This is a genomic window from Paraburkholderia sp. SIMBA_027 (assembly GCF_046535315.1).
GTDB lineage: Bacteria > Pseudomonadota > Gammaproteobacteria > Burkholderiales > Burkholderiaceae > Paraburkholderia > Paraburkholderia tropica.
In genome coordinates this window covers 51,089-73,338 of the sequence record NZ_JAWRWY010000014.1, presented here as the reverse complement: position 1 = coordinate 73,338, position 22,250 = coordinate 51,089, and the positions used below count along the sequence as shown (strand labels likewise).

Sequence of the window (22,250 nt, the reverse complement as noted above, 5' to 3'; positions counted from 1 at the left end):
GTCGCGAGCCTCGCAGAACGACGCGTGCGAAGCCGCCTGAAAAAACCTGAAGGCCGGTTTCGCGCGCAGCAGCAAATACATCAACCGCATCGAGAACACAGGAGGGCGTCGATGAGCGCACCCGATCAACCTGCCCGCGTCGCCGACCTGGTGATCTACAACGGCAAGATTGCCACCCAGGACGAGCGCCGCTCGTTCGTCACCGCACTGGCCGTGTCGAACGGCAAGGTCGTGGCGTCCGGCAACGAGCGCGACGTCATGCAATGGGCGCGCGACGACGCCCGCCGCATCGACCTGAACGGCCGCACCGTGATTCCGGGTCTCAACGACTCGCACCTGCACGTGATTCGCGGCGGTCTGAACTTCAATATGGAATTGCGCTGGGACGGCGTGCCGTCGCTGGCCGACGCGCTCGCCATGCTGCGCGAGCAGGTCGCGCGCACGCCCGCGCCGCAATGGGTGCGCGTGGTGGGCGGCTGGAACGAATTCCAGTTCGCCGAGAAGCGCGGCCCGACGCTCGAAGAGATCAACGCGATCGCGCCCGACACGCCGGTCTTCATCCTGCACCTGTACGACAGCGCGTTGCTCAACGCGGCAGCGCTGCGCGCGGTGGGTTACGACCGCGACACGCCCAATCCGCCGGGCGGCGAAATTCAGCGCGACCGGCGCGGCAACCCGACGGGCATGCTGATCGCGCGTCCGAACGCGGGCCTGCTCTACGCCACGCTGGCGAAGGGCCCGAAGCTCGCGCTCGACGATCAGATGAATTCTTCGCGCCAGTTCATGCGCGAACTGAACCGGCTCGGCGTGACGAGCGCCATCGACGCGGGCGGCGGTTATCAGGCCTATCCCGACGACTACGCCGTCATCATGGAACTGGCGAAGCGCGATCAGTTGAGCATCCGCATCGCGTACAACCTGTTCACGCAGAACGCGAAGCGCGAGGTGGAAGACTTCGCGAAGTGGGTGAAGGCCACGCGTCCCGGCGACGGCGACGACTTCCTCAAGGTCAACGGCGCGGGCGAAATGCTGGTGTTTTCGGCCGCCGACTTCGAAGACTTCCTCGAACCGCGCCCGGACCTGCCCGAAGGCATGGAGAAAGAACTCGAAGACGTCGTGCGCCTGCTGGTGCAAAACCGCTGGCCGTGGCGTCTGCACGCGACCTACGACGAATCGATCGACCGCTTCCTGAACGTGTTCGAGCGCGTCAACGCCGACACGCCATTCAACGGTCTGCGCTGGTTCTTCGACCACTGCGAAACGATTTCCGAGCGCAATATCGAGCGTATCGCGGCGCTGGGCGGCGGCATTGCCGTGCAGCATCGCATGGCGTTTCAGGGCGAATATTTCATCGCGCGTTACGGCGCCGAAGCCGCCGCGCAAACGCCGCCGGTGCGCAAGATGCTCGAAGCGGGCCTGCCCGTGGGCGCGGGCACCGACGCCACGCGCGTCGCGAGCTACAACCCGTTCGTGTCGCTCTACTGGCTGGCCTCCGGTCGCACCGTGGGCGGCACGCCGATGTACGCGCAGCGCGACCGTCTCGACCGCATGGAAGCACTGCGTCGCTACACGGTGGGCAGCGCGTGGTTCTCGAACGACGAGACGAAGAAGGGCGCGCTCGTACCGGGCCAGTACGCCGACTTCGCCGTGCTCAGCGACGACTTCTTCACGGTCGAGGAAGAAGCGATCAAGCATCTGACCTCGGTGCTGACCGTGGTGAATGGCCGCGTGGTGTATGCCGATGCGGAGTTCGACACGCTCGCGCCGCCCGCGTTGCCGGTCAGCCCGTCGTGGTCGCCGGTTGCGGAGTTCGGCGGTTATGCGCGCTATCGGCCGGTGGTGTCGAATTCGGCGGCGAATGCGGCATCGCTTGCGCAATCGTGCAGCGACGCCTGCGTGAACCTGTGCGGCGTGCACCAGCACGCACACGGCCGCGCGTGGCGCAGCAACGCGCCGGTTTCGGACCAGAACGGTTTCTGGGGCGCGCTCGGCTGTAGCTGCTTCGCGTTCTGATCGGGGAGCGCGCCATCATGAAACGCATCGACACTACCGACGCCGCGCTGCTGTTCCTGCGCGTGGCCGCGAGTCTGCTCGTGCTGTTCGTGCACGGTCTGCCGAAGGCGCTGCACGTGCACGCACAACTGGGCGCGATCGAAGATCCGATGCATCTGGGCAGTGGTTTTACGCTCGGATTCGCAATCTTCGCCGAAGTCGTCTGTCCGGTGCTGATGATCCTCGGCATCTACACGCGGCTCGCCGCGCTGCCGATTCTCGTCGTCACGGTGGTCGCGCTCGGCCTCGTGCATCCGGACTGGACGCTCGAACAAGGCCAGTTCGCATGGATGCTGCTGATCCTGTTCGGCACCGTGGCGATCGGCGGACCGGGCCGTTACCGGCTTGGCGCACCGCTCGCCGCGCAGACGCATCGCGCTTGACCGGCGGCGCGCGTCATCGACGTCACTCACAACAACGCACAGGAAAACGGGGCATGGGAACAGCGTCATGGAGGGCAGGCGGAGAGGTGGCGGGCGTACGCATTCCGTGCACGCCGGTCGCGATCGCCGCGGCGGAGAGCGCGCACGCGGCGCTGCCGCCGGTGCTGCTCGGCCATGCGAGCCGCGTGTTCGTGTTCGCGGCGCTCAACGGGCGGCGCGGCGGCGTGGCTTGCGACGAGGGCACGCTCTACGTGAGTTCGATGTACGCGAACATGGGTTTGAGCGCCGCCTACGCACATTCGACGGCGCGCTACGAACTCGACAGCGCCGACGCGGCGCGCCGCCTGTTGCATCACTATGGCGCGAGCGCGCGCGATCAGGACGAGGCATGGCTCGCGATCGCGCTGCACACCACGCCGGGTGTGTCCGCGCGCGTGTCGCCGCTCGCGGACATGCTCGCGGCCGCGGTGCGTATGGACCTCGTCGCTGCGCAGTTCGACGATTACACGGGCGGCGAGCGCTCGGGCGTGCTGGCCGCGTATCCGCGCGGCAAGGGCTTCGAGGAGGAGATCATCGGCGCGATTGGACGCGGCGTCGCGCACCGGCCGCACACGACCTTCGGCACCGCGAGCGCGGACGTGCTCGACCGCGTCGATCCGGACTATTGCCGCGTGAATTTTTGCGGACAGATTCTGGGCTCGCGCTGGCAGGGCGCGCAGGCAGCCGATGGCCGGACGCCTCCGCATTCCCGCGCGGCGCCTCGCGCCTGACGCGGTCCGCTACAGCAGCACAGCAAGGAGAAGCAGACATGTCATACCTGATTTCGCTGGGAGCGGGCCTCGTGGTCGGCTTCCTCTATTACTTCTCGCGGGTGCAGTCGCCCGCGCCGCCGCTGATCGCGCTCGTGGGCCTGCTGGGCATCGTGATCGGCGAGCATGCGATTCCGTTCGTGCAGGCGCAGTTGAAGCCGCCCGTGGCGCAGTCACAGACGCAGACCGCGCCGCAGGAAGTCAACCCGACCACCACCGTCGCCGCGGCGCAACCGTCATGCAGCAACGAGCCTTGAGTCCCGCCGCCATGCTCGCGCCGTTGCGCGGCGAAAACGTGGCGCTCGCGTTCGTCGCGGGCTATGTCGATACGCTTGGTTTCGTCGCGCTGTTCGGGCTGTTTACGGCGCACGTCACGGGCAATTTCATTCTGATCGGCTCGGGCCTCGCGGGCGCGGGCAGCGGGCTGCTGATCAAGTGGCTCGCGTTTCCGGCCTTTATCGCGGGCATTGTGGCGGCGCGCGTGCTCGACAACGCGCTGCGCGATTCCGCGCACGGCACCCGCGCCGGCGGCCTGTACGCCTTGCAGATCGCATTGCTCGCCGCGTTCATGATCGCGGGCGTGCTGGCCGCGCCGATCACGAATGCCGATGCGCCGCTCACGATCGTCTGCGGCCTGCTCGGCGCGGCGGGGATGGGCGTGCAGAACGCGCATGCGCGGCTCGCGTCGCGCAGCGTGGTCGCCAACACGGTCATGACCGGCAACGTCACGCAGGCCGTGATCGACGTGTTCGATCTGCTGTTTCCGGGCCGCACGCACGTGGACCCCGCCGACACGCGCGAGCGGCTCGCCCGCACGCTGCCGCCGGTGCTCGCGTTCGCGCTGGGCGCGGGCGGCGGCGCGCTGGGCTGGCTGACGGCTTCGTTCTGGGCGCTGGTCGTGCCGCTCGCGTTGCTGGCGACGCTGGCCGCGTCGGCGTGGCGCGAGGAACCGGCCGGATCCGCCGCTTGATTTTCAACGTTTCATCGTTTCGATTTTTCATCAGGAGCATTACGTGAATCTTTCCGCCTTTCAACGACCCGTGCGCGCGCTCGTCGTCGCGCTTGCGGCGCTTGGCGTCATGCTGCCCGCGTCGAGCGCCTTCGCCGACGACGCGCAATATCCGCAATCCGCGCAAGCGAAGCAATCGGCGCAATTGCCGGTGGTTTCGGTCGGTCCGCAATACGACACGACGCACGTCTACGTCGCCAACGACGACATCGACGCGTTCGTGAACAGCTTCCTCGCGACCTTCGGCGGCAAGGCTTCGCCGCGCGCCGTCTTCACGGTCACGCCGACGCCGAGCAAGACCGCCTCGCAATACGTGCAGACGCCGGTGGGCATGCTCTCGGTGTTCGCGTTCCAGACGCCTGTGCCGTACCCGTTCGGCAACGAACGCACCGGCTATCTGGTCACCGATATCGACACGGCCGTGCGCGCCGCGCGTGCAGCGGGCGCCGACGTGCTGGTCGAATCGTTCGACGATCCGATCGGCAAGGACGCCATCATTCAATGGCCGGGCGGCCTGACGATGCAACTCTACTGGCACACGAAGGCGCCGTCGTACGCGCCGCTCGCGTACGTGCCGGACAACCGCGTCTATGTTTCGAAGTACGAGGCGCAGAATTTCATCAAGCGTTTCCTGCGCTTCTCGCACGGCAAGATCGTCTCCGACAACCACCACGCGGACGGCGCCGAGATCGGCAAGCCGGGCGAAACGATCCGTCGCGTGCGCCTGCAATCGGGCTTCGGCAACATGCTCGTGTTCGTGACCGACGGCAAGCTGCCGTTCCCGTACGGCCGCGAAACGACCGGCTACGACGTGCCCGATCTGGATGCCACGCTCGCCAAGGCGCAGGCGGCCGGCGTGAAGGTGCTGGTGCCCGTCGCGCAGAACGTGGAAGGGCGCACGGCGATGGTCGAGTTCCCCGGCGGCTACGTGGCCGAACTGCATCAGCGCGCGAAGTAAGCAGCATGCTCACGAGCAAGCGATCGCGCCGCCAGGCGCAGGGATGGCGGCGCGCGGCGCTCGCGGGCGCCGCGTTCGCCGGGTTGCAGGCGGGCGCGGCGAATGCGGCGGATGCGCAAGCGGATGCGGCTTCGACTGCGCCCGCTGCGGCGGCGGCTTCAACGTCGGCATCGGCGGCCTGCAACGCGCAGCGTCCGATTCCGTCGTTCAACCGCTGGCAGGAAGATTGGAGCGCGCTCGCGAATCCGTGCGTGCCGCGCAAGCCGCTCGATGCGCTCAAGTACCTGCCGCTGTCGAGCGACCCGTCGTGGTATCTCTCGCTCGGCGCGAATCTGCGTGAGCGCTTCGAACTGAACAACACGCCGCTGTTCGGCCTCGGCGCGAACAAGCCCGACAGCTGGCTGATCCAGCGCGTCGAAGTACACGCCGATGCGCATTTCGGCGAGCACGTCCAGGCGTTCTTTCAACTCGAGGACGCGCGTCCGTACGGCAAGGACTCGGTCACGCCCGTCGACAAAAATCCGCTCGATATCGAGCAGGCGTTTGTCGCGTTCGTCTACGGCGTGGGCGGCGGCACCTTCAAGGCGCGCGTGGGGCGTCAGGAAATGGCGTTCGACTTGCAGCGTTTCGTGTCCGTGCGCGACGGCCCGAACGTGCGCCAGGCCTTCGACGCGCTCTGGGCCGACTACGAGATCGGCAAGTGGCGCTTCATTGGCTATCTCACGCAGCCGGTGCAGTATCGCGACAACTCGGATTTCGACGATGTCTCCAACGGCCATCTGACCTTCGACGGCGTGCGCGTCGAGCGTGCGAGCGTCGGTCCCGGCGATCTCTCGGCGTACTGGTCGCGCTACGAGCGCGATAACGCGCGCTTCATCGACGCGAGCGGCAACGAGCGGCGCGATGTGTTCGACGCGCGCTACGCGGGCAAATCCGCGCCCTTCGACTGGGACGTGGAAACGATGTTCCAGACCGGCCACGTGGGCGCGGACACCGTGAGCGCGTGGGCGTTCGGCGCGCTCGGCGGCTACACGCTCGCTTCGCTGCCGGGCACGCCGCGCGCGGGCTTGCAGATCGACGGCGCATCCGGCGATCACCATCCCGGCGACGGCCGCGTGGGCACCTTCAATCCGCTGTTTCCGAACGGCTATTACTTCACGCTCGCGGGCTACACCGGCTATAGCAACCTGATCCACGTAAAGCCTTCGCTGACGTTCAAGATCACGCCGAAGCTCACGCTGCTGACCGCGCTCGGTTTTCAGTGGCGCGAAACGACTGCCGACGCCGTTTACGGCCAGGGCATGGCGACGGTGCCGGGCACGGCGGGCAAGGGCAATCGCTACACGGGCATGTATGCGCAGGTGCGCGCCGACTGGATCGTCAACGACAACGTGGCGCTCGCGCTCGAAGCCGTGCACTTCAACGTGGGCAGCTCGATCCGCGCGTTGGGCGCGCGCAATGCCGATTATGTGGGCGTCGAAGCGAAGCTCGGCTGGTGAAGTCCGCCGGGCAAAGATTCGACGATGAGGACGCTGAGCGTCATGAAGACAGGGGAACGATATGGTCACGCAGACGCATAGTCTCGAAGTCGCGCGGCTGTCCGCCGCCGCGCGCGCCAACGCCGACGACGCGCGCGTCTGGCGCTGGTACGCCGATCTGATGGAAGACGACCGCGTGCGCTGCACGCGCACGCGTCACGGCTGGCAGATCACGGTCGACAATCGCTGCACGGTCGAGGACGAATCGTTCGATTGCGCCGTGCGCCGCGCGGAGCAGGCGTGGAGCGGCATCGCGCAGACGCAGGTGAAACTGCACCGCCGCCGCAAGAGCGCGCCGAAGACGGACGCGATCGTGTTGCCGCAGTTCTGGTGACGCGGTTTCGTTGACGTGCCAGGCGTCAACGCGCGTCGCCCGCGTCGCGTAGCATGCGCCCGAACGCGTCGATGATCCGCTCCACGTAGCGGTTCTTGTGCGCGAACGGGCCATGCGGCGTTTCGCGGTGCGCGAGCATGGTCGCGTTCGCTTCGAATACGAGCACGCGGCCATCGGCCGTGAGCGTGAAGTCGACGCCACCGTAAGCGAGCCCGAGCCGCGCGCCGATGGCGCGAATCGCTTCGTGCGCGCGCGTGCCGAGTGCCGCGCGCGGATCGGCCAGAAAGTGCTGTTCCTCGTTGAGCTTCCACGGGCTCCCCGCCATATCGGCGGAAAAGTAGTGGACCATCCAGTGACGCGAAATCGCGAGATGGTACGGATGCGGCTCGCCCGCGACAAACAGCGTGCGGTATTTGCGGTAATGCCCATCGGCGGCGCGGAAATCGTGAAAGGCCGTGAGATAGCACGGCGCATCGAGATCGGCGAGCGCGCGCCACAACGAATCGAGCGAGGCGTGCAGCGTCACGCCTTCGCCGCCGTGCGCGGCGAGCGGGCGCAGCAGGAGCGGCAGCGTCAGTTGCGACTGCGCGAGCTGCGCCGCGAGCGCGGCTTCGTTTGACGGACGTGCGTCCAGACGCACGCAGCGCGGCACGATCACATCGGGCACGCCGTCGAGTAATTCCCCCAGCCGATGACGATGCGTGCGCGCAATCGCGTCCGGCGCATTGAGCAGCGGCCGTTCGCGACGCGCCGCGAAATCCGCGAAACGCGCGAGGCGAGCGGCGAGCGGCGCGGCCACATCGGCGTCGCCGATACCGTTGAACACCACGTCATGCGGCGGCAACTGCGCGTCTTCGGCGTCGCCGGCGCAATCGATCGCGTAGCGGATGCGCGTGGTCGTTTGCGCACCGAGCAGCGCGTCGATCGGCACGTTGCCGGTGCCGTGACCCACGCCGAGTATCAGCACGCGCAGCGTTTCCGTGCCGAGCGCCCGATCGACGAAGACGCGTTGCAGACGGTACGCGCGTTCGCGATGCACGCGCGCTTCATCGGCGAGCCCTTCGCGGTCGAGCGTCGCGGCCAGATTCTGATGCGCGATGGCGAGCGCCGGATCGATCTCCAGCGCGAGCCGATACCAGCGGATCGCTTCCTTGCGCCGTCCGTTCATCGCGTAGACGGTCGCGATGTTGTAGAGCACGAGCGCGTGCTGCGGGGTGGGCTGATGCGTGGCATGATCGCCGTGCGTCGTGCCGAGCATGCCGAACGCGGCGAGCGCCAGTTCGTGCGCGGCGCTGCCCGCCACGTCGTGAGCCGCGCGCAGGGCCGCGAGCATGCGCGTATGCAAGCCGAGATCGAGCGGCGCGGCGTCGAGCGCTCGCGACATTGCTTCAATCGAATCCGCTTCGATCGAATCCACTTCCGTTGCCACGAGTGTGTCAGCCATGACGTGCTCCGAATTCGCGCAGCGCGTCGCACAGCGTCTCGACGGCTTCGAGCGTGACCGCGTTATAGAGCGACGCGCGCAGCCCGCCGATCGAGCGATGTCCTTCGAGTCCCACCATGCCGCGCTCGCCCGCGAAGTCGAGGAACGCGCGGTCGAGACGCGCGTCGCGGAACGTGAAGGCCGCGTTCATCTGCGAGCGCCACAGCTTGAGCGCATGCACATCGACGGCATCGCGCATCGCGTCGAGCGTGTCGTAAAGACGCGTCGATTTCGTTGCGTTGATGCGCTGCATCGCGTCGAGTCCGCCGATCGTGTCGCGAAGCCAGCGCGTGACCAGCGTGAGCACGTAGATCGCGAAGACGGGCGGCGTGTTGTAGTTCGAGCGATGCGCGATCTGCGTGCGCAGGTCGAGAATCTGCGGCAGGCCCTCGGGAATGCGCTCGAGCAATGCGCGGTCGATCATGGCGACGGTTACGCCCGCCGGGCCGAGATTCTTTTGCGCGTGCGCGTAGATCATGCCGTAGCGTCCCGTGTCGAACGGACGCGACAGAAAGTCCGACGACATATCGGCGATCAGCGGCACACGCGGCGTCGTGTCGGGCGCGGCGAATTGCAGCCCCTCGACGGTTTCGTTCGACACGTAATGCAGATACGCAGCGCTCGGCGCGACGGCGAGGCGATCGAGCGACGGCAACTCGCGAAAGCCGGACGGCGCGCCGTCCCACACTACGCGGCACGGGCCCACGCGTTGGGCTTCGGCGCTCGCGCGGCTGCTCCAGTAACCGGAGTTGATGTAATCGGGCGGCGCGAAAGCGCGCGTGGCGAAGTTCAGCGGAATCGTCGCGAACAACAGGCTGCTGCCGCCTTGCAGAAACGACACCGCGAAACGCTCGGGCAAACCGAGCAGGGCGCGCAGATTGCGCTCGGCTTCGTCGACGATCTGCTCGAACCAGTCCGAGCGATGACTCATGCCGAGCACGGACAGCCCCGTTTCCGGCAGCGCGGCGATGGCGGCTTGCGTGGCGTCGAGTACGGCGGCCGGCAACGCGCCGGGACCGCCGGAAAAATTGAGAGCGTTGGACTTCATCGGGCGTGTGAGCGTCTGTGCGGCGGCGCGCCGAAGCGTGGATCCGCGGAGTCGCGAATACGCGCGTCAGACGCCAGTTTCAGTGACGCTCAAGACTAACAAGCCCGAAGGTGCGATGAGGAGCGGAGCAAAGGGGCAAACGCGCGCCAATTTCGCGGATGCAGATTTCCGTATGCTTTCAGCAATATTAAGGAATGTAAGCGGCGGATTTCAGGCACCGTCATGCACGTCCTGGCACGCCCGAAATCCGCAACACACGACGCCGCTCAGGCCGTCACCGGCTTCTTCGCGCGCACGGCTTTGGTCGCGGGTTTCACGCTCGCATCGGCGGCGCCGGTCGTGTGATACGCGTGGCGCAGATGCTCGTGCATGCGCGACGCGGCCACTTCCATGTCGCCCGCAAGAATCGCGTCGATGATCTCGATGTGCTCGTTGCACCACTCGCGAATGCGCTTGCGGTTCACATAGCCCTGAAATTCCAGCAGACGCCGCAAACGATTCTGCTGCTGCATCGATTGATGCATGAACACGTTGCCGCTGTACTCGGCGAGCAGTTCGTGAAAGTTCGCGTCGGTGTCGAACACCTGGCGCGGCGTGACGCTCTCGCCGCCCAGTTGCGAAAGCAGAAACAGATGCTCGCGCTTGCAGCGCTCCAGCGCCGAGCGGTCGGCGGAGAAGGTGGCGAGCATCAGGCCCGCCGGTTCCATCGTGAGACGGAAGTCGTAGCTGCTCTTGAGCGTGAGCGCCGAATCGAGCGACGGCTGGAAGCTCCAGCCATGGCCCTTGTTGCGCACGATGAGCCCGTCTTCCGAGAGCCGCGAGAGCGCGCGCGTCATCGTCATGCGGTCGACGCCGTAACGCTGGCAGATGTCGGTCTGCGTGAGCGAGGCGGGCAGCGTGCCCGCGAGCCGGTCGGTGACGAGACGGTTGTACAGGTCTTCGTCGCCCGAAGTGGGCAGTTCGAGTTCGATGCGATGCAGCCCGTCGGCGGGCTTCGCGAGGAAAAAACCGCGATTCTCGCGCGACTCGATCACGCCGAACGATTCGAGCAGCGCCATCGCGGCGCGCACGGGCGTACGCGAGACGCCGAGCAGATCCGCGAGCTGCTGCTCGCGCAGATGATGCCCGACCTCGAAGTGCGCTTCCTGAATCAAGTCGATGATCTGTTTGGCCAGCACATGGGCGGCTTTGCCCGGGCGCTTGATCATTTCCGCATTCCTCCAGTCGATGGCGGAAGAATAACAAAAAATACAAATTCTGGGTGCCACAAAGAGGGCGCAAACATCCTCGCTCGCCAAAAAAAACCATGCAAGAGGGCTTTTTTATTGCTTGACCCGTGTTTTTGTCGTTTGTATAAATTGAGACAATTGAAACAAACGTGATGCAAAGAACGGAGTTTGCGAATGTCTCTATCCCTGTTGTTCGACTACCTCATCTCGGCCGATTTCGTGCGCGGCGCGGCCATGACGCTGGCGATTACCGTCGTCTCCCTGCTGTGCGGCATGCTGATCGGCCTCGTGCTGGCGCTGCTGCAAGGCAGCCGTAACCGCGTCGCGCGCACCTTCACGTTCCTCTATCTGTGGCTGTTCCGCGGCACGCCGGTGCTGTTCCAGATCATCTTCATCTACAACGTGCTGCCGTCGTTCGGCATCCGCTTCAGCGCCTTCGTGTGCGCCGTGCTCGCGCTCTCGCTCAACGAAGGCGCGTTCATGTCCGAGATCTTCCGTTCGGGCCTGCATGCGGTGAAGCAGGGCCAGCGCACGGCGGGCTTCGCGCTCGGCATGAACGGCGCGAAGGTGTTCCGCCACATCGTGCTGCCGCAGGCGCTGCGCGTGGTGCTGCCGCCCATCGGCAACCAGATGATCGGCATGCTCAAGCTGAGCGCGCTGGTGTCGGTGATCGCCGTGCAGGAACTGCTGCTCGTGGCCAATCAGGCGGCCAGCGCGAACTTCCGCTATCTGGAGGCGCTGAGCGCCGCCGGCATCTATTACCTCGCGTTCACGACGCTGTTCATGCTGCTGCAAGGCTGGATGGAGCGCGCGCTGAACCGCCGCCGCAAGAGCGCCGTGCGCCGCACGTCCTTCGCCGAACGTCTGCTCGGTGTTTCGCAACCCGTCGTCCGCTAAAGGCTTGTTCATGTCGACCGTACCCGCTTCGCCGCTTCTCAAGATTCATCGCATCGACAAGAGCTATGGCGGCACCCAGGTGCTCAAAAGTTGCTCGCTCGAAGTCGCGCCGAAGGAAACCATCGTGATCGTCGGGCCGTCGGGCTCGGGCAAATCGACGCTGCTGCGCTGCGTGAATCTGCTCGAATCCGTCGACGCCGGCAACATCCTGTTCGAAGGCCGCGACCTCACGCGCGAACTCAAGCGCGTGCATCAGGTGCGCCAGCAGATCGGCATGGTGTTCCAGAACTTCGAGCTGTTCTCGCATCTTTCGGCGATCGAAAACATCATGCTCGCGCCGATGTCGGTGGCGGGCGTCTCGCGGCTCGACGCGCACGATCTCGCGCTCGCGCTGCTCAACAAGGTGCATCTGCGCGAACGCGCCGATCACTATCCCGACCAGCTTTCCGGCGGCCAGCAGCAGCGCGTGGCGATTGCGCGCGCGCTGGCGATGAAGCCGAAAGTCATGCTCTACGACGAGCCGACCTCGGCGCTCGACCCCGAAATGGTGAACGAAGTCACCGAGGTGATGGCCGAGCTGAGCGCCGAAGGCATGACGAGTCTCGTCGTCACGCACGAGATGGGTTTCGCGCGCCGCGCGGCGGACCGCATCGTTTTCATGGAAGCGGGCGAGGTGATTCTCACCGAGTCCAGCGAACAGTTTTTCAGCGGCACGACGCACGAGCGCGCGCGCCGCTTTCTCGACCAGATCCTGCATTGACCGGAGCCCCCTGCATGTCCGCGATTCTTTCCACGCCGTCTTCCGCCGCATCCGCTACACAATCCGCCACGCAACCCGCCATGCAACCCGATCTCGCGCGCATGAAGCGCGATCTCGCCGCCCTCGTCGGCATCAATACCGAGAACCCGCCGGGACGCGAGATCGAGGCCGCGCAACTCGTGCATCGTCTGCTCGAAGAAGCGGGCTTCGATCTGTCGCTGAGCGAATACAAGCCGGGCCGCGCCAACGTGATGGCGCGCCTCGAAAACGGGCCGGGCCCGACCTTCGCGTTCAACACGCACCTCGACGTGGTGCCCGCCGGCACCGGCTGGCAGTCCGATCCGTTCGTGCTGCGCGAAGCCGACGGCCGCCTCTACGGACGTGGTTCGTGCGACGCCAAGGGCCCGCTCGCCGCCATGCTCGAAGCCATGCGCATGCTCGCGGCCGACCGCTCGCGCTGGTCGGGCACGCTGCTCGGCGTGTTCACCGCCGACGAGGAAATCGCCAGCGAAGGCGCGAAGTTCTACGCGGCGAGCCGTCCGCACGTCGACTTCGTGGTGGTCGGCGAACCGACCTCGAACGCAACGTTCTCGGCGCACAAGGGCAGCCTGCGTCCGCTTGTGCGCGTGCACGGCGTGACGGCGCATTCGGGCACGCCGCATCTCGGCGACAACGCGATCTATCGCGCGGCGCAACTGCTCAAGCTCGTCGAAGGCCATCACGAAAACGAAGTGCGTTGCCGCTGCCATCCGCTCGTCGGCTCGGCGAGTCTCACGGTCACGCGCGCGCTCGGCGGACATGCCGACAACGTCGTGCCCGGCGCGTGCGATCTGCTGCTCGACCGCCGCATGGTGCCCGGCGAACTCGAAGAGGACGTCAAGCGCGAAATCGAGCAACTGCTGGAAACGGCGCGCGAGCAGTTCGGCGTGCGCGCGGAAGTGCTCGAATACAAGCCGACCACGGGCGGCGCGACCGAAACCGCCGCCGACTCGAAGATCGTGCAGGCGAGCCTCGCCGCGTGCCGCGCGCACGGCAACAGCGAGCCGGGTCCGTTCGGTTTCCAGGGCGGCTGCGATCTGGTGCATTTCCGCAGCGTGGGCGCGGCGGGCGTGGTGATCGGCCCGGGCACGCTCGAAGTCGCGCACAAGCCCGACGAGTTCGTGCCGATCGACGAATTCCTCGCGTCGAGCCTGATCTATCGCGACGTCGCGATCGAGATGCTCAAGGCGGAGCAATGAACGACGCGGCGCTGACGCTTACGCGCGCCGCGGGCATTCGCGCGAGCCTGCATCGCGCGGCGCTGCATTACGGCGGCGGCCTCGTGCTGCATACGGCGTCGTCGGGCAGCGTGGCGAGCCTCGAGGCGCTCTATCTGCGGCTCGAAGAGGCGGGGCAGTGCGGCACTGGCGAGGTGCGCATCAATTGCGCGTATCTCAACGGTTACGCGGCGGAGCAGATCGTCGATGAAGCGTTCAAGGCGATCGCGCAAATCGACTGGGCCCAAGGCGCGCATGCCTTGTTCGACTCGCTCGGCGCGCTGATCGCGCCTTGCGGTGCGCCGGTGCGCACGTTGATCGACAGCGCCTTGCACGATCTGCGCGCGCGTCAGCTCGGCATCAGCGTGGCCGCGTTGTACGGCGCGGCGCAGCGCACGCAGGCGCCGTCGTGGCGTACCAACCAGACGCTGTTCTGGTCCAGCGACGACGCCATGCTCGCGCGCGCCGCGCAGTATCTCGACCGCGGCTTTCGCGACCTGAAGCTGCGCGTGGGCGTCGCCCATTTCGACGACGACCTGCGCCGCATCGACCTGCTGCATTCGCGCTTCGGCGCGCGCCTCACGCTCTCCGTCGACGCGAACGGCCAGTGGCGTCCCGAAGACTGCGCGACGCGTTTCGCGGCGCTCGCCGCGCGCGGCGTGGACTACGTCGAGCAGCCCATCGCGGCCGGCGACTGGGACGCGCTGCGCGACGTCGCGCGCGCCAGCCCGATCACGCTGATGCTCGACGAAAGCCTGCAATCGCCCGCCGATATCGACGCGCTCTGCGCACTCGCGGGCCTGCCGGTCGCCGCGCATCTGAAGCTGCTCAAGCTCGGCGGCATCGCGGCGACGGTGGCCGCGGCGCGCAAGCTCCAGGCGGCGGGCGTGGCGCTGATGATCGGCCAGATGAACGAAGGCGCGCTCGCCACGGCGGCCGCGCTCCAGGCGTGCTGCGCGTGCGGCCCGCGCTGGGCGGAACTCTACGGCGCGGACGGCCTCGTCGACGACCCCGCGCGCGGCATCGTCTACCGCGACGGCGGCGTGAACGTCACCGATCCGCACGGACTGGGCGTGAGCTTCGACGCCGCCCTCACCACGACACTTTGAACGACACAAGGACTGACAGCATGCAAGCGAATCAAGGCCCCGCACAGGGCAGCGAATCGGCCTTCACGGCCGCCGAATACGCGCATCGCGTCGCGCGCGCCCGCGAGCTGCTCGCGCGCAACCAGATCGACGCGATGGTCGTCACCGGCCCGGAAAACATCTTCTATCTGACGGGCCAGCAGACGCCGGGCTACTACACCTTCCAGGCGCTGGTGCTGCCGGTCGAGGGCGATCCGGTGTTCGTGATCCGCCAGCTCGAATATTTCAACTTCATCGCCAATACCTTTATTTCCGATGCGCAGGTGTATGGCGACGGCGACAATCCCGTCGACGTGCTCGTGCGCGTGATCCAGCAGAAAGGTCTGGCGGGCAAGCGCGTGGCGATCGACAAGCGCGGCTGGTTCCTGCCGATCGCGGTCTACGAGGCGCTGGGCGCGAAGCTCGGCACCATCGCCGACGCGGCGGGCGTGGTCGAGCAATTGCGCGCGGTGAAGTCGCCCGCCGAAATCGCCAAGCTCGAAAAAGCCGCGAGCTATGTCGATGCGGGCATGCGCGCGGGGCTCGACGCGGTGCATGTGGGCAACACGGAAAACACGCTGGTCGCGGCGATGATGGGCGCGGCGATCGCGGCCGGTTCGGAATACGTCGGCATGGAGCCGCTCGTCTCGGCCGGTCCGCGCACGGGCGTGCCGCACGGCACGTGGCGTCGTCGCGCGCTCGAAGCGAACGCGCCCGCGTTCCTCGAAATGGCCGCGTGCCACGACCGCTATCACGCGGCGCTGATGCGTTCGGCGTGGATCGGCGACGTGCGTCCCGAAGCGCTCGATATGGAAAAGGTCTGCCAGGAAGCGCTGCAGGCGGCGCTCGACGCCATCGTGCCGGGCGCGCCGTGCGAAGCGCCGCACCTTGCTTGCCAGGCCGTGATCGACCGCGCGGGTTACACCGACAACTTCAAGAAGCGCACCGGCTATTCGGTCGGTATTTCGTTCGCGCCGGATTGGGGCGAAGGCTCGATCCTGAGCCTCTACACGGGCGTGACGACGCCGCTGCGTCCGGGCATGACGTTCCATATTCCGCCCGCGCTGCGCATCTACGGCGAGTTCACCGTCGGTGTCAGCGAAACCGTGGTCGTGACCGAAACCGGCTATCGCGCGCTCGGCAATATCGCGCGTCCGCTGCTGCGCGTGGCCGCCTGAGCGTGCCCGAACGCGTGCGAACGCGCAGTCCAAAGAATCAAGAGGTGTCTATGTCTTTTTCCCAACTGGCGCCGCGCATGAGCCGCGTGCGCCCCTCGCCCACGGCCGCGATTTCCGACAAGGTGCGCGAGTTGCTTGCCGCCGGCAAGTCCGTCATCAATCTCGGTGAAGGCGAATTGCATTTCGACACGCCCGCGCACATCAAGCGCGCGGGCATCGAAGCGATCGAGCGCGGCGACACGAAGTACACCGCCGTGGCGGGCACGAGCGAACTGCTCGCGGCGATCGTCGAGAAGTTCGAGCGCGAGAATGGCGTGCGTTACGCGATGGACGAAGTGATCGCGGGCACGGGCGCGAAGCAGTTGATTTTCAACGCGCTGCTCGCGACGCTCGCGCCCGGCGACGAAGTGCTGATCTGCGCGCCGTACTGGGTGTCGTATCCGGATATGGTGGCGCTGGCCGAAGGCCGCGCGCGCGTGCTGAGCGGCGATCCGTCGAACGGCTGGAAGCTCGACGCGCCGACGCTGCGCGCCGCCATCACGCCGAAAACGCGCTGGCTGATCCTGAATTCGCCAAACAATCCCACGGGCGCGGTCTACACGCGTGAGGAATTGCGCGCGCTCGCCGACGTGCTGCTCGACCACGAGCACGTGCTCTTGATGGCCGACGACATCTACGAGCACGTGCGTTTTGGCGGCGCGTTCAGCACGCCGGCCGAAGTCGAGCCGCGTCTGCGCGAGCGCACGCTCACGGTGAACGGCGTCTCGAAGGGCTATTCGATGACGGGCTGGCGCATCGGTTACGCGGGCGGCCCGGCGTGGCTGGTGCGCGCGATGCAGATCCTGCAATCGCAAAGCACCTCGAATCCGAGCACGATTTCGCAGGCGGCGACGGTTGCGGCGCTGCGCGGCGGGCTGTCGTTTCTCGACGACTGGCTCGTGGAGCTGCGCGCGAACCGCGATCTCGTGAACGCGACCATTGCGCGGTGTCCGGGGCTGCATTGCGAGCCCGCCGATGGCGCGTTCTACGCGTTCGTGAACTGCGCAGGCCTGATCGGCGCGACGACGCCCGATGGCGCGGTCCTGCGCGACGACCTCGCCGTGGCGACGTGGCTGCTCGAATCGGCGCATGTGGGCGTGGTGCACGGCAGCGCGTTCGGCGTGGAGGATCACGTGCGCATCGCGTATGCGGTGCCGGTCGAGACGCTGAAGGAAGCGTGCCGCCGCATCGAAGCCGCGTGCGCGACGCTCACGCTCGCGCCGCTGGAAGCGGGCGCATGAGCGTGGACCTTCGTCACGCGATCCTGCCAGGCGGTGCGCGATGCTGCATCTGATCGAAGACGCCGCGAGCGAACCCGCGCAGTATGGCGCGCTCGCGGCGCGGCTGGCGATGCGGCTGGCCGCGGGCGAGGCGATCTTCGCGCATCTGCCCGCGCGATTCGATACGACGCGTTTTCCGGATGCGATGCAGCACGTCTGCACGGAAGGCGCGCTGGTCGCGAGCGGTTTGCTCTGGCGCGACCGCGCGTGTCCCGGCGGCGTGCAGGGCGAACTCGACATCGACGAGATCGTGATGCGCGCGCGGCACGCCGAGGTGGTCGTGCCCATGCATCCCGCCAATGGCGAGCCGGCCGCGCTGCGCGAGGCGTTTGCGTCGCGCGCCGAACGTGAAGGCGTGACGTCGACGCGCTACGTGGTTGAACGCGCGTCGTCCGTCGCGCGGGTGATCGACGAGCATCGCGTGTTGCGCGATGCCGCAACGCAAGACCGCTTTGGCCGATGGAGCGATGCTGACGTCGATGCCGTTGCCGATGTCGACCTTGAAACGTCATCGCGCGCGTCGCTCGTCGTCGCGTTGATCGGCAGCGAAAGCGAGCAGCGTGCGCAATATCCGGCGACGCTCGCCGCGCTCGGCGACGCCGCCGATGCGCTCGCGCTCGACCTCGATGTGCGCTTTGTGGCCGCGCAATCGCTCGACGCGTCGACTGTGGCCGCGCAGTTGCACGGCGCGCAGGCGATCTTGTTGCCCGGCGGCGCGGACATGTCGCGCGTGGCCGGACAGATCGCGGCGGCGCAGTATGCGTGGAGCGCGCGCGTGCCCGTGGTCGGCTTGTGTCTCGGCATGCAGTCGATGGCGACGGCGCTCGCCCGCGTGGCGCTCGAACGCGACGATGTCGGCATGCTCGAAGCGCAACCGCACGCGCGTGTGCCGAGTTTCGTGCCGATTCGCGAAACGCACGATGGCAGTCTCGTCCATCGCGCGGGCGTGCAACCGGTATCGATCTCGCACGACTCGCAGCTCGCGCACTGGCTCGATGGCACGCGAGCGCCGATTCGCTGCAATCATCGTTATCGGCTGGAAACGTCGCTCGAAGCGCCGCTGGCGCGTGTCGGCGTGACGATTGCCGCGCGCGACGCCAGTGGCGAGATCGCCGATGCGATCGAGGCGCGCGATCATCCGTTCTTCGCGGGCATGCAGGGGCATCCGGAATTGTCGTCGCGCGAGGGTGCGCCGCATCCGTTGCTGATCGCGTGGTTGCAGGCGGCGCGCGGGCACTGAACGCACGCAGACACTTCACGCAAAAAAGGCGCGCCGCTCTGGCACGCCTTTTTTACGCCCATCGATATCGATCGATCACGCAGCCTGCGAAGCCAGCGCCTGCGCAAACAATTCCGCATCCACGTTGCCGCCCGAGGCGACCACGAGCACGCGCTTGCCGCGCAGCGCCGAGGCGGCCGGATCGGCCATCATCGCGGCCAGCGCGGTCGCGCCGCCGGGCTCGACCACCACGCGGAAGGTTTCGAAGCAGAACGCCATCGCGCGGCGCACGGCGTCGTCGTCGGCGACGAGCGCGCCCGCGAGGCGCGAACGGTTGATCGAGAACGGCAGTTCGGCGGGCACGGGGGCGAGCAGCGCGTCGCAGATCGATACGCGTCCGGCCGGATTCGTTTCGCGCGCGCCCGACGCGAGCGAGCGGCGCGTATCGTCGAAGCTTGCCGGTTCGGCGGCCCAGACTTCGGCGTGCGAGCCGGCCGCCTCGACGGCGAGACAGGTGCCCGCCGCGAGTCCGCCGCCGCCGCACGGCACGACGATCGCATCGACTTCCGCCGCGCCGAGGCGTTCGAGCGATTCGAGCGCGACCGTGCCCTGGCCCGCGATCACATGATGATGATCGCCGGGCGGCACGACCGTGTAGCGGCCTTCGCGCGCGAGTTCGGCGGCCACTTCCTCGCGGCTTTGACGCTCGCGGTCGTAGCGCACGATGCGCGCGCCCGCGAGCCGCGCTTTTTCGACCTTGTTTTCAGGCGCATTCGACGGCATTACGACCGTGGTCGCGAGACCGAGCATGCGCCCGACCGTGGCGATCGCCTGACCGTGATTGCCGGTCGAGTAGGCGACCACGCCGTCGGGGCAGAGCGCGCGGTCGAGCCGCGACAGGCAGTTATAGGCGCCGCGAAATTTGAACGCGCCCGTGTGTTGCAGCGATTCGAGCTTGACGACCACGCGCGCACCCGTGAGCGCGTCGAGCAGATCCGAACGCACGAGCGGCGTATCGACGGCGACGTTGTGCAGGCGCGCGGCGGCGTCGAGCACGTCGCGGGCGGCGGGGGTCTGGAAAGACAACATGTTGCGATCCTCGATAAACGCGCGGCGAACGCAATCGGTGCGCCGCGCCAGGCGATCCGGCGTGAACCGGATCAGAAACGATGCCGCAGGCCGACTGTCACGATCGCCTGCGTGCTGGTGCCGTCCACGCCATACGACGAGATCGTCGCGCGCGCGTCCTGGAGCGCGCCCGAACTCGTGCGCTGCTCGCCGCTCGCGTGCTGGAAGGCGGCGGTGGCGTAGACGTCGGTGGCTTTGGAGAGCGTGTAGAACGCGCCCGTGCTGACCTGGTTGTAGCGCGCGGACGCGTCGCCGCTCGCATCGGTGAAGACGTAGCCGAGGCCGAATCGCAGCGCGGGCGAGACGCGGTAGAACGCGTACACGCGGCCCGTGTTGTAGCGCTGCGTGTGCGCGAAGGTCGATTCGCCGTCGGCGGTGTAGCGCGCGTTGCTGTAGCCCGCGCCGAGCTGGAAGGCGCCGAGCTGGTACTGCGCCGCGGCCTGGGCGATGCCGAGCACGTGCGCGCTCTGGTAGGCGGTGTTGATCGAGCCGCCTTCGAAGAGCGCGTCGGTGGTGGCGCTGGTCCAGCCCGTGCGTGCGCCCGTCGATGCGTTGGCGTTGGCGGCCTGGAAGTAGCCCGCCGCGAGCTTGAGCGGGCCGTTCGCGTAGAGCGCGGCGGCGCTGAGCGTGTAGCCCTGGCCGAGCGAGCCGGCCACGCCGCCGGGCGCGACGAGCGCTTCGAACTGGAGGCCGCCGAAGTTCGGCGAGGTGTATTTCAGGGCGTTCGAAACGCGCGCGCTGAAGTCGTTGTTGTCGACATCGCCGGGCGTGGCGAACGGGACGCTGCCGCCCGCGCCGTCGGCGGTGATCGGCTGCACGAGATCGACGATCGGGTCGTACATGCGGCCCGCGACGAGCGAACCCCAGTGGTCGCCCGACAGTCCCACGAAGGACTGGCGGCCGAATTCGCGGCTGCTTTGCAGCGACTTGCCGGTGCCGATCGCGAAGCCCGATTCGAGCTGGAAGATCGCCTTCATTCCACCGCCGAGATCTTCGCTGCCCTTGAGGCCCCAGCGGTTGCCCGAGAGGCCGCCGCTGAGCAGGCTGAAGCGGTTGCCGTTCTGGGTCTTCAGATAGCTGATGCCTGCATCGACGATGCCGTAGAGCGTAATGCTGCTTTGTGCGTGAGCGTTGCCGATGCCGGCGCCGGCGAGCACCGCGCCGGTGAGTGCGAGTCGTGCTTTCAGGGTTTTCATCTGTTATGCGAATTAATTGTGATTGAGGTGATGTGCGAGAAGCGTGCGGCGGATGAAAGCGATCAAGCGGACGTCGAGGTATCGGGCTGAGCAGGCGCAAAGCAGGCGCAAAGCAGGCGCGAGCGCGCCCGCCGGAGCGGCCAGGCCGCTCCGGAACCGTCAACGCGAACCACAAAACGAAACAGGAGGGTGAGCGAAGCGCGCGCGAGGCGCGTCGGTCAGTCGGCCTTCGCGACGGTGCCCGCGCCGTCGAAGATCGACACGGAAGCAGGCAGCTTCCACTTGGCGATCAACTGGCGATAAGTGCCTTGCGCGACCACTTTCGCGAGCGCGTCCTTGAGTGCGCCGGCCATCGCCGTGTTGCCCTTGGCGACGGCGAAGCCGATCGTGGTGGTCTGCTCGAATTCGGGGCCGACGGCCTTATACGTGTTGGGCACTTCGGCGAGCAATTGCACGGTGCCGGGCGTGGAGTTGTAGATCGCGTCGGCGCGGCCCTGGCGCAGGCTCAGCGCGGCATCCTGCGCGGTCGGCAGCGTCATGACGTTCGGCGCGGTCTTGCCTTCGGCGGTGCAGCGCTTCGCGTCGGCGCGCGCGTAGGTTTCCTCGATGCCGCCGAGCGTGACGGCCACGTTCTTGCCGCACAGCGAGTCGTCGCGGCCCGTGATTTTCGCCGGATTGCTCTGCTGCACGATGATGCGGTCGCCCACGCGCAGATAGGGCACGAAATCGACCTGCGCGCTGCGGGCGGGCGTGATGTACATCGCCGAATTGATCAGGTCGATGCGGCCGCCTTGCAGCGCCGGAATCAGGCCGTTGAACTGCATGTTCTGCGGCGCGGGTTCGAGTTTCATTTCCTTGGCGACGGCCTGGGCGAGATCGATGTCGAAGCCGGTCAGCGTGCCGCTGCGCGTGAATTCGAACGGCGCGAAGCTCGCCGCGACGCCGTAGGTGAGCTTGCCCGAGTCGAGCGTCTTGACGGCATCGGCCGCCGAGGCGGCGGGCGCGGCGAGTGCGCTGCACAGCGCGGCGCAGGCCACGAGGGCCGGAAGAACGGGGACGGCGCGGAGCGAGGAAAGGGCGGAAATCGGCAAGCGTGCGTTCATGGTGGGTCCTGTTGGCGGGTGGCGTGTTTTGCTTGAGTTGTACAAATTTATACAAACGTGAAAAATGTACGTCAAGCGAGAATAAAAAAACCCGTCCGCGTGTGGCCTTGAAATCACATGAATTTTTGTGCGCGGTGTGATCGCCTGTTTGTATTTTTATTGCACAGTTGTACATAGTAGGGCGCAGAAAAGAACAATCGACGACCCAGCGCGCCGACTCGCCG

The 22,250-nt window shown here is 66.9% G+C and carries 21 protein-coding genes; 15 read left to right on the top strand and 6 right to left on the bottom strand.

The genetic code is table 11. From position 1 onward, the window contains the following. Nucleotides 1-111: 111 nt before the first annotated feature. The 8 genes from SB764_RS25625 to SB764_RS25590 all read left to right on the top strand — a co-directional run bounded on the left by SB764_RS25625 (nt 112) and on the right by SB764_RS25590 (nt 7,083). Complete coding sequence (locus SB764_RS25625; protein ID WP_321904961.1) at nt 112-2,013, top strand: amidohydrolase; 1,902 nt, start codon at nt 112-114, stop codon at nt 2,011-2,013. Nucleotides 2,014-2,030: 17 nt separating this feature from the next. Beyond that, nucleotides 2,031-2,435, top strand: a complete 405-nt coding sequence (locus SB764_RS25620; RefSeq protein ID WP_321904962.1) for a DoxX family protein — start codon at nt 2,031-2,033, stop codon at nt 2,433-2,435. 53 nt (nt 2,436-2,488) lie between these two features. Then, nucleotides 2,489-3,205 carry a phosphohydrolase gene (locus tag SB764_RS25615; RefSeq protein ID WP_410865428.1) on the top strand — a complete coding sequence of 239 codons (717 nt, stop codon included), beginning with the start codon at nt 2,489-2,491 and terminating at the stop codon, nt 3,203-3,205. 38 nt (nt 3,206-3,243) lie between these two features. Further along, on the top strand, nt 3,244-3,501 hold the full coding sequence (locus tag SB764_RS25610) for a DUF1427 family protein (RefSeq protein WP_065059682.1): 258 nt from the start codon (nt 3,244-3,246) through the stop codon (nt 3,499-3,501). Next, entirely contained in the window at nt 3,483-4,214 is a 732-nt protein-coding gene (locus SB764_RS25605) for a YoaK family protein (RefSeq protein WP_110327676.1), read from the top strand. Before SB764_RS25610 ends, SB764_RS25605 begins: the two co-directional genes overlap by 19 nt. A gap of 43 nt (nt 4,215-4,257) precedes the next feature. Next, complete coding sequence (locus SB764_RS25600; protein WP_074985251.1) at nt 4,258-5,211, top strand: VOC family protein; 954 nt, start codon at nt 4,258-4,260, stop codon at nt 5,209-5,211. A gap of 5 nt (nt 5,212-5,216) precedes the next feature. After that, complete coding sequence (locus SB764_RS25595) at nt 5,217-6,710, top strand: alginate export family protein (protein ID WP_065059679.1); 1,494 nt, start codon at nt 5,217-5,219, stop codon at nt 6,708-6,710. A 61-nt stretch (nt 6,711-6,771) separates the two neighbouring features. Further along, entirely contained in the window at nt 6,772-7,083 is a 312-nt protein-coding gene (locus tag SB764_RS25590) for a hypothetical protein (RefSeq protein ID WP_065059678.1), read from the top strand. A gap of 25 nt (nt 7,084-7,108) precedes the next feature. On the opposite strand, the gene SB764_RS25585 is transcribed toward SB764_RS25590, so the two are convergent. The 3 genes from SB764_RS25585 to SB764_RS25575 form a co-directional block, all read right to left on the bottom strand. Then, nucleotides 7,109-8,527 (bottom strand): hypothetical protein, encoded by a 1,419-nt coding sequence (locus SB764_RS25585; RefSeq protein ID WP_410865425.1) that lies wholly within the window; start codon nt 8,525-8,527, stop codon nt 7,109-7,111. Continuing rightward, the gene (gene serC, locus SB764_RS25580; protein WP_410865423.1) at nt 8,520-9,614 is read right to left on the bottom strand and encodes a 3-phosphoserine/phosphohydroxythreonine transaminase; all 1,095 of its coding nucleotides are present in this window, start codon (nt 9,612-9,614) and stop codon (nt 8,520-8,522) included. The genes SB764_RS25585 and serC overlap by 8 nt, the downstream gene beginning before the upstream one ends. Before the next feature lie 266 nt (nt 9,615-9,880). Beyond that, nucleotides 9,881-10,822: a GntR family transcriptional regulator gene (locus SB764_RS25575; protein WP_065059675.1), complete on the bottom strand. Its 942-nt coding sequence runs from the start codon at nt 10,820-10,822 to the stop codon at nt 9,881-9,883. A gap of 195 nt (nt 10,823-11,017) precedes the next feature. On the opposite strand from SB764_RS25575, the gene SB764_RS25570 reads away from it, so the two are divergent. The 7 genes from SB764_RS25570 to SB764_RS25540 are packed head-to-tail and all read left to right on the top strand — an operon-like array spanning nt 11,018 to nt 18,620. Further along, a complete protein-coding gene (locus SB764_RS25570; RefSeq protein WP_065059674.1) occupies nt 11,018-11,740 on the top strand; it encodes an amino acid ABC transporter permease in 723 nt (240 codons plus the stop codon). Between the two features lie 10 nt (nt 11,741-11,750). Beyond that, nucleotides 11,751-12,500, top strand: a complete 750-nt coding sequence (locus SB764_RS25565) for an amino acid ABC transporter ATP-binding protein (protein WP_065059673.1) — start codon at nt 11,751-11,753, stop codon at nt 12,498-12,500. Between the two features lie 14 nt (nt 12,501-12,514). Further along, a complete protein-coding gene (locus tag SB764_RS25560) occupies nt 12,515-13,738 on the top strand; it encodes a M20 family metallopeptidase (protein WP_197520326.1) in 1,224 nt (407 codons plus the stop codon). Then, on the top strand, nt 13,735-14,865 hold the full coding sequence (locus tag SB764_RS25555) for a mandelate racemase/muconate lactonizing enzyme family protein (protein ID WP_410865421.1): 1,131 nt from the start codon (nt 13,735-13,737) through the stop codon (nt 14,863-14,865). Before SB764_RS25560 ends, SB764_RS25555 begins: the two co-directional genes overlap by 4 nt. 20 nt (nt 14,866-14,885) lie before the next feature. Continuing rightward, the gene (locus SB764_RS25550; RefSeq protein ID WP_183715872.1) at nt 14,886-16,061 is read left to right on the top strand and encodes a M24 family metallopeptidase; all 1,176 of its coding nucleotides are present in this window, start codon (nt 14,886-14,888) and stop codon (nt 16,059-16,061) included. A 50-nt stretch (nt 16,062-16,111) separates the two neighbouring features. After that, nucleotides 16,112-17,341 carry a pyridoxal phosphate-dependent aminotransferase gene (locus tag SB764_RS25545; RefSeq protein WP_065059670.1) on the top strand — a complete coding sequence of 410 codons (1,230 nt, stop codon included), beginning with the start codon at nt 16,112-16,114 and terminating at the stop codon, nt 17,339-17,341. 40 nt (nt 17,342-17,381) lie between these two features. Next, a complete protein-coding gene (locus SB764_RS25540; protein WP_410865418.1) occupies nt 17,382-18,620 on the top strand; it encodes a glutamine amidotransferase-related protein in 1,239 nt (412 codons plus the stop codon). A 75-nt stretch (nt 18,621-18,695) separates the two neighbouring features. Here SB764_RS25540 and SB764_RS25535 read toward each other — a convergent pair whose 3' ends face one another. The 3 genes from SB764_RS25535 to SB764_RS25525 all read right to left on the bottom strand — a co-directional run bounded on the left by SB764_RS25535 (nt 18,696) and on the right by SB764_RS25525 (nt 22,026). Next, nucleotides 18,696-19,688, bottom strand: a complete 993-nt coding sequence (locus SB764_RS25535; protein ID WP_065059668.1) for a threonine/serine dehydratase — start codon at nt 19,686-19,688, stop codon at nt 18,696-18,698. 71 nt (nt 19,689-19,759) lie between these two features. Beyond that, nucleotides 19,760-20,923, bottom strand: a complete 1,164-nt coding sequence (locus tag SB764_RS25530) for a porin (protein WP_176081098.1) — start codon at nt 20,921-20,923, stop codon at nt 19,760-19,762. A 218-nt stretch (nt 20,924-21,141) separates the two neighbouring features. Continuing rightward, nucleotides 21,142-22,026: an ABC transporter substrate-binding protein gene (locus SB764_RS25525; protein WP_065059666.1), complete on the bottom strand. Its 885-nt coding sequence runs from the start codon at nt 22,024-22,026 to the stop codon at nt 21,142-21,144. Between the last annotated feature and the right edge of the window lie 224 nt (nt 22,027-22,250).

Excerpts from the sequence above, each read along its gene's own strand:
- SB764_RS25625 (WP_321904961.1), top strand. The coding sequence starts at position 112 with ATGAGCGCACCCGATCAACCTGCCCGCGTCGCCGACCTGGTGATCTAC.
- SB764_RS25620 (WP_321904962.1), top strand. The coding sequence starts at position 2,031 with ATGAAACGCATCGACACTACCGACGCCGCGCTGCTGTTCCTGCGCGTG.
- SB764_RS25615 (WP_410865428.1), top strand. The coding sequence starts at position 2,489 with ATGGGAACAGCGTCATGGAGGGCAGGCGGAGAGGTGGCGGGCGTACGC.
- SB764_RS25610 (WP_065059682.1), top strand. The coding sequence starts at position 3,244 with ATGTCATACCTGATTTCGCTGGGAGCGGGCCTCGTGGTCGGCTTCCTC.
- SB764_RS25605 (WP_110327676.1), top strand. The coding sequence starts at position 3,483 with ATGCAGCAACGAGCCTTGAGTCCCGCCGCCATGCTCGCGCCGTTGCGC.
- SB764_RS25595 (WP_065059679.1), top strand. The coding sequence starts at position 5,217 with ATGCTCACGAGCAAGCGATCGCGCCGCCAGGCGCAGGGATGGCGGCGC.
- SB764_RS25590 (WP_065059678.1), top strand. The coding sequence starts at position 6,772 with ATGGTCACGCAGACGCATAGTCTCGAAGTCGCGCGGCTGTCCGCCGCC.
- SB764_RS25585 (WP_410865425.1), bottom strand. The coding sequence starts at position 8,527 with ATGGCTGACACACTCGTGGCAACGGAAGTGGATTCGATCGAAGCGGAT.
- serC (WP_410865423.1), bottom strand. The coding sequence starts at position 9,614 with ATGAAGTCCAACGCTCTCAATTTTTCCGGCGGTCCCGGCGCGTTGCCG.
- SB764_RS25575 (WP_065059675.1), bottom strand. The coding sequence starts at position 10,822 with ATGATCAAGCGCCCGGGCAAAGCCGCCCATGTGCTGGCCAAACAGATC.
- SB764_RS25570 (WP_065059674.1), top strand. The coding sequence starts at position 11,018 with ATGTCTCTATCCCTGTTGTTCGACTACCTCATCTCGGCCGATTTCGTG.
- SB764_RS25565 (WP_065059673.1), top strand. The coding sequence starts at position 11,751 with ATGTCGACCGTACCCGCTTCGCCGCTTCTCAAGATTCATCGCATCGAC.
- SB764_RS25560 (WP_197520326.1), top strand. The coding sequence starts at position 12,515 with ATGTCCGCGATTCTTTCCACGCCGTCTTCCGCCGCATCCGCTACACAA.
- SB764_RS25555 (WP_410865421.1), top strand. The coding sequence starts at position 13,735 with ATGAACGACGCGGCGCTGACGCTTACGCGCGCCGCGGGCATTCGCGCG.
- SB764_RS25550 (WP_183715872.1), top strand. The coding sequence starts at position 14,886 with ATGCAAGCGAATCAAGGCCCCGCACAGGGCAGCGAATCGGCCTTCACG.
- SB764_RS25545 (WP_065059670.1), top strand. The coding sequence starts at position 16,112 with ATGTCTTTTTCCCAACTGGCGCCGCGCATGAGCCGCGTGCGCCCCTCG.
- SB764_RS25540 (WP_410865418.1), top strand. The coding sequence starts at position 17,382 with ATGCTGCATCTGATCGAAGACGCCGCGAGCGAACCCGCGCAGTATGGC.
- SB764_RS25535 (WP_065059668.1), bottom strand. The coding sequence starts at position 19,688 with ATGTTGTCTTTCCAGACCCCCGCCGCCCGCGACGTGCTCGACGCCGCC.
- SB764_RS25530 (WP_176081098.1), bottom strand. The coding sequence starts at position 20,923 with ATGAAAACCCTGAAAGCACGACTCGCACTCACCGGCGCGGTGCTCGCC.
- SB764_RS25525 (WP_065059666.1), bottom strand. The coding sequence starts at position 22,026 with ATGAACGCACGCTTGCCGATTTCCGCCCTTTCCTCGCTCCGCGCCGTC.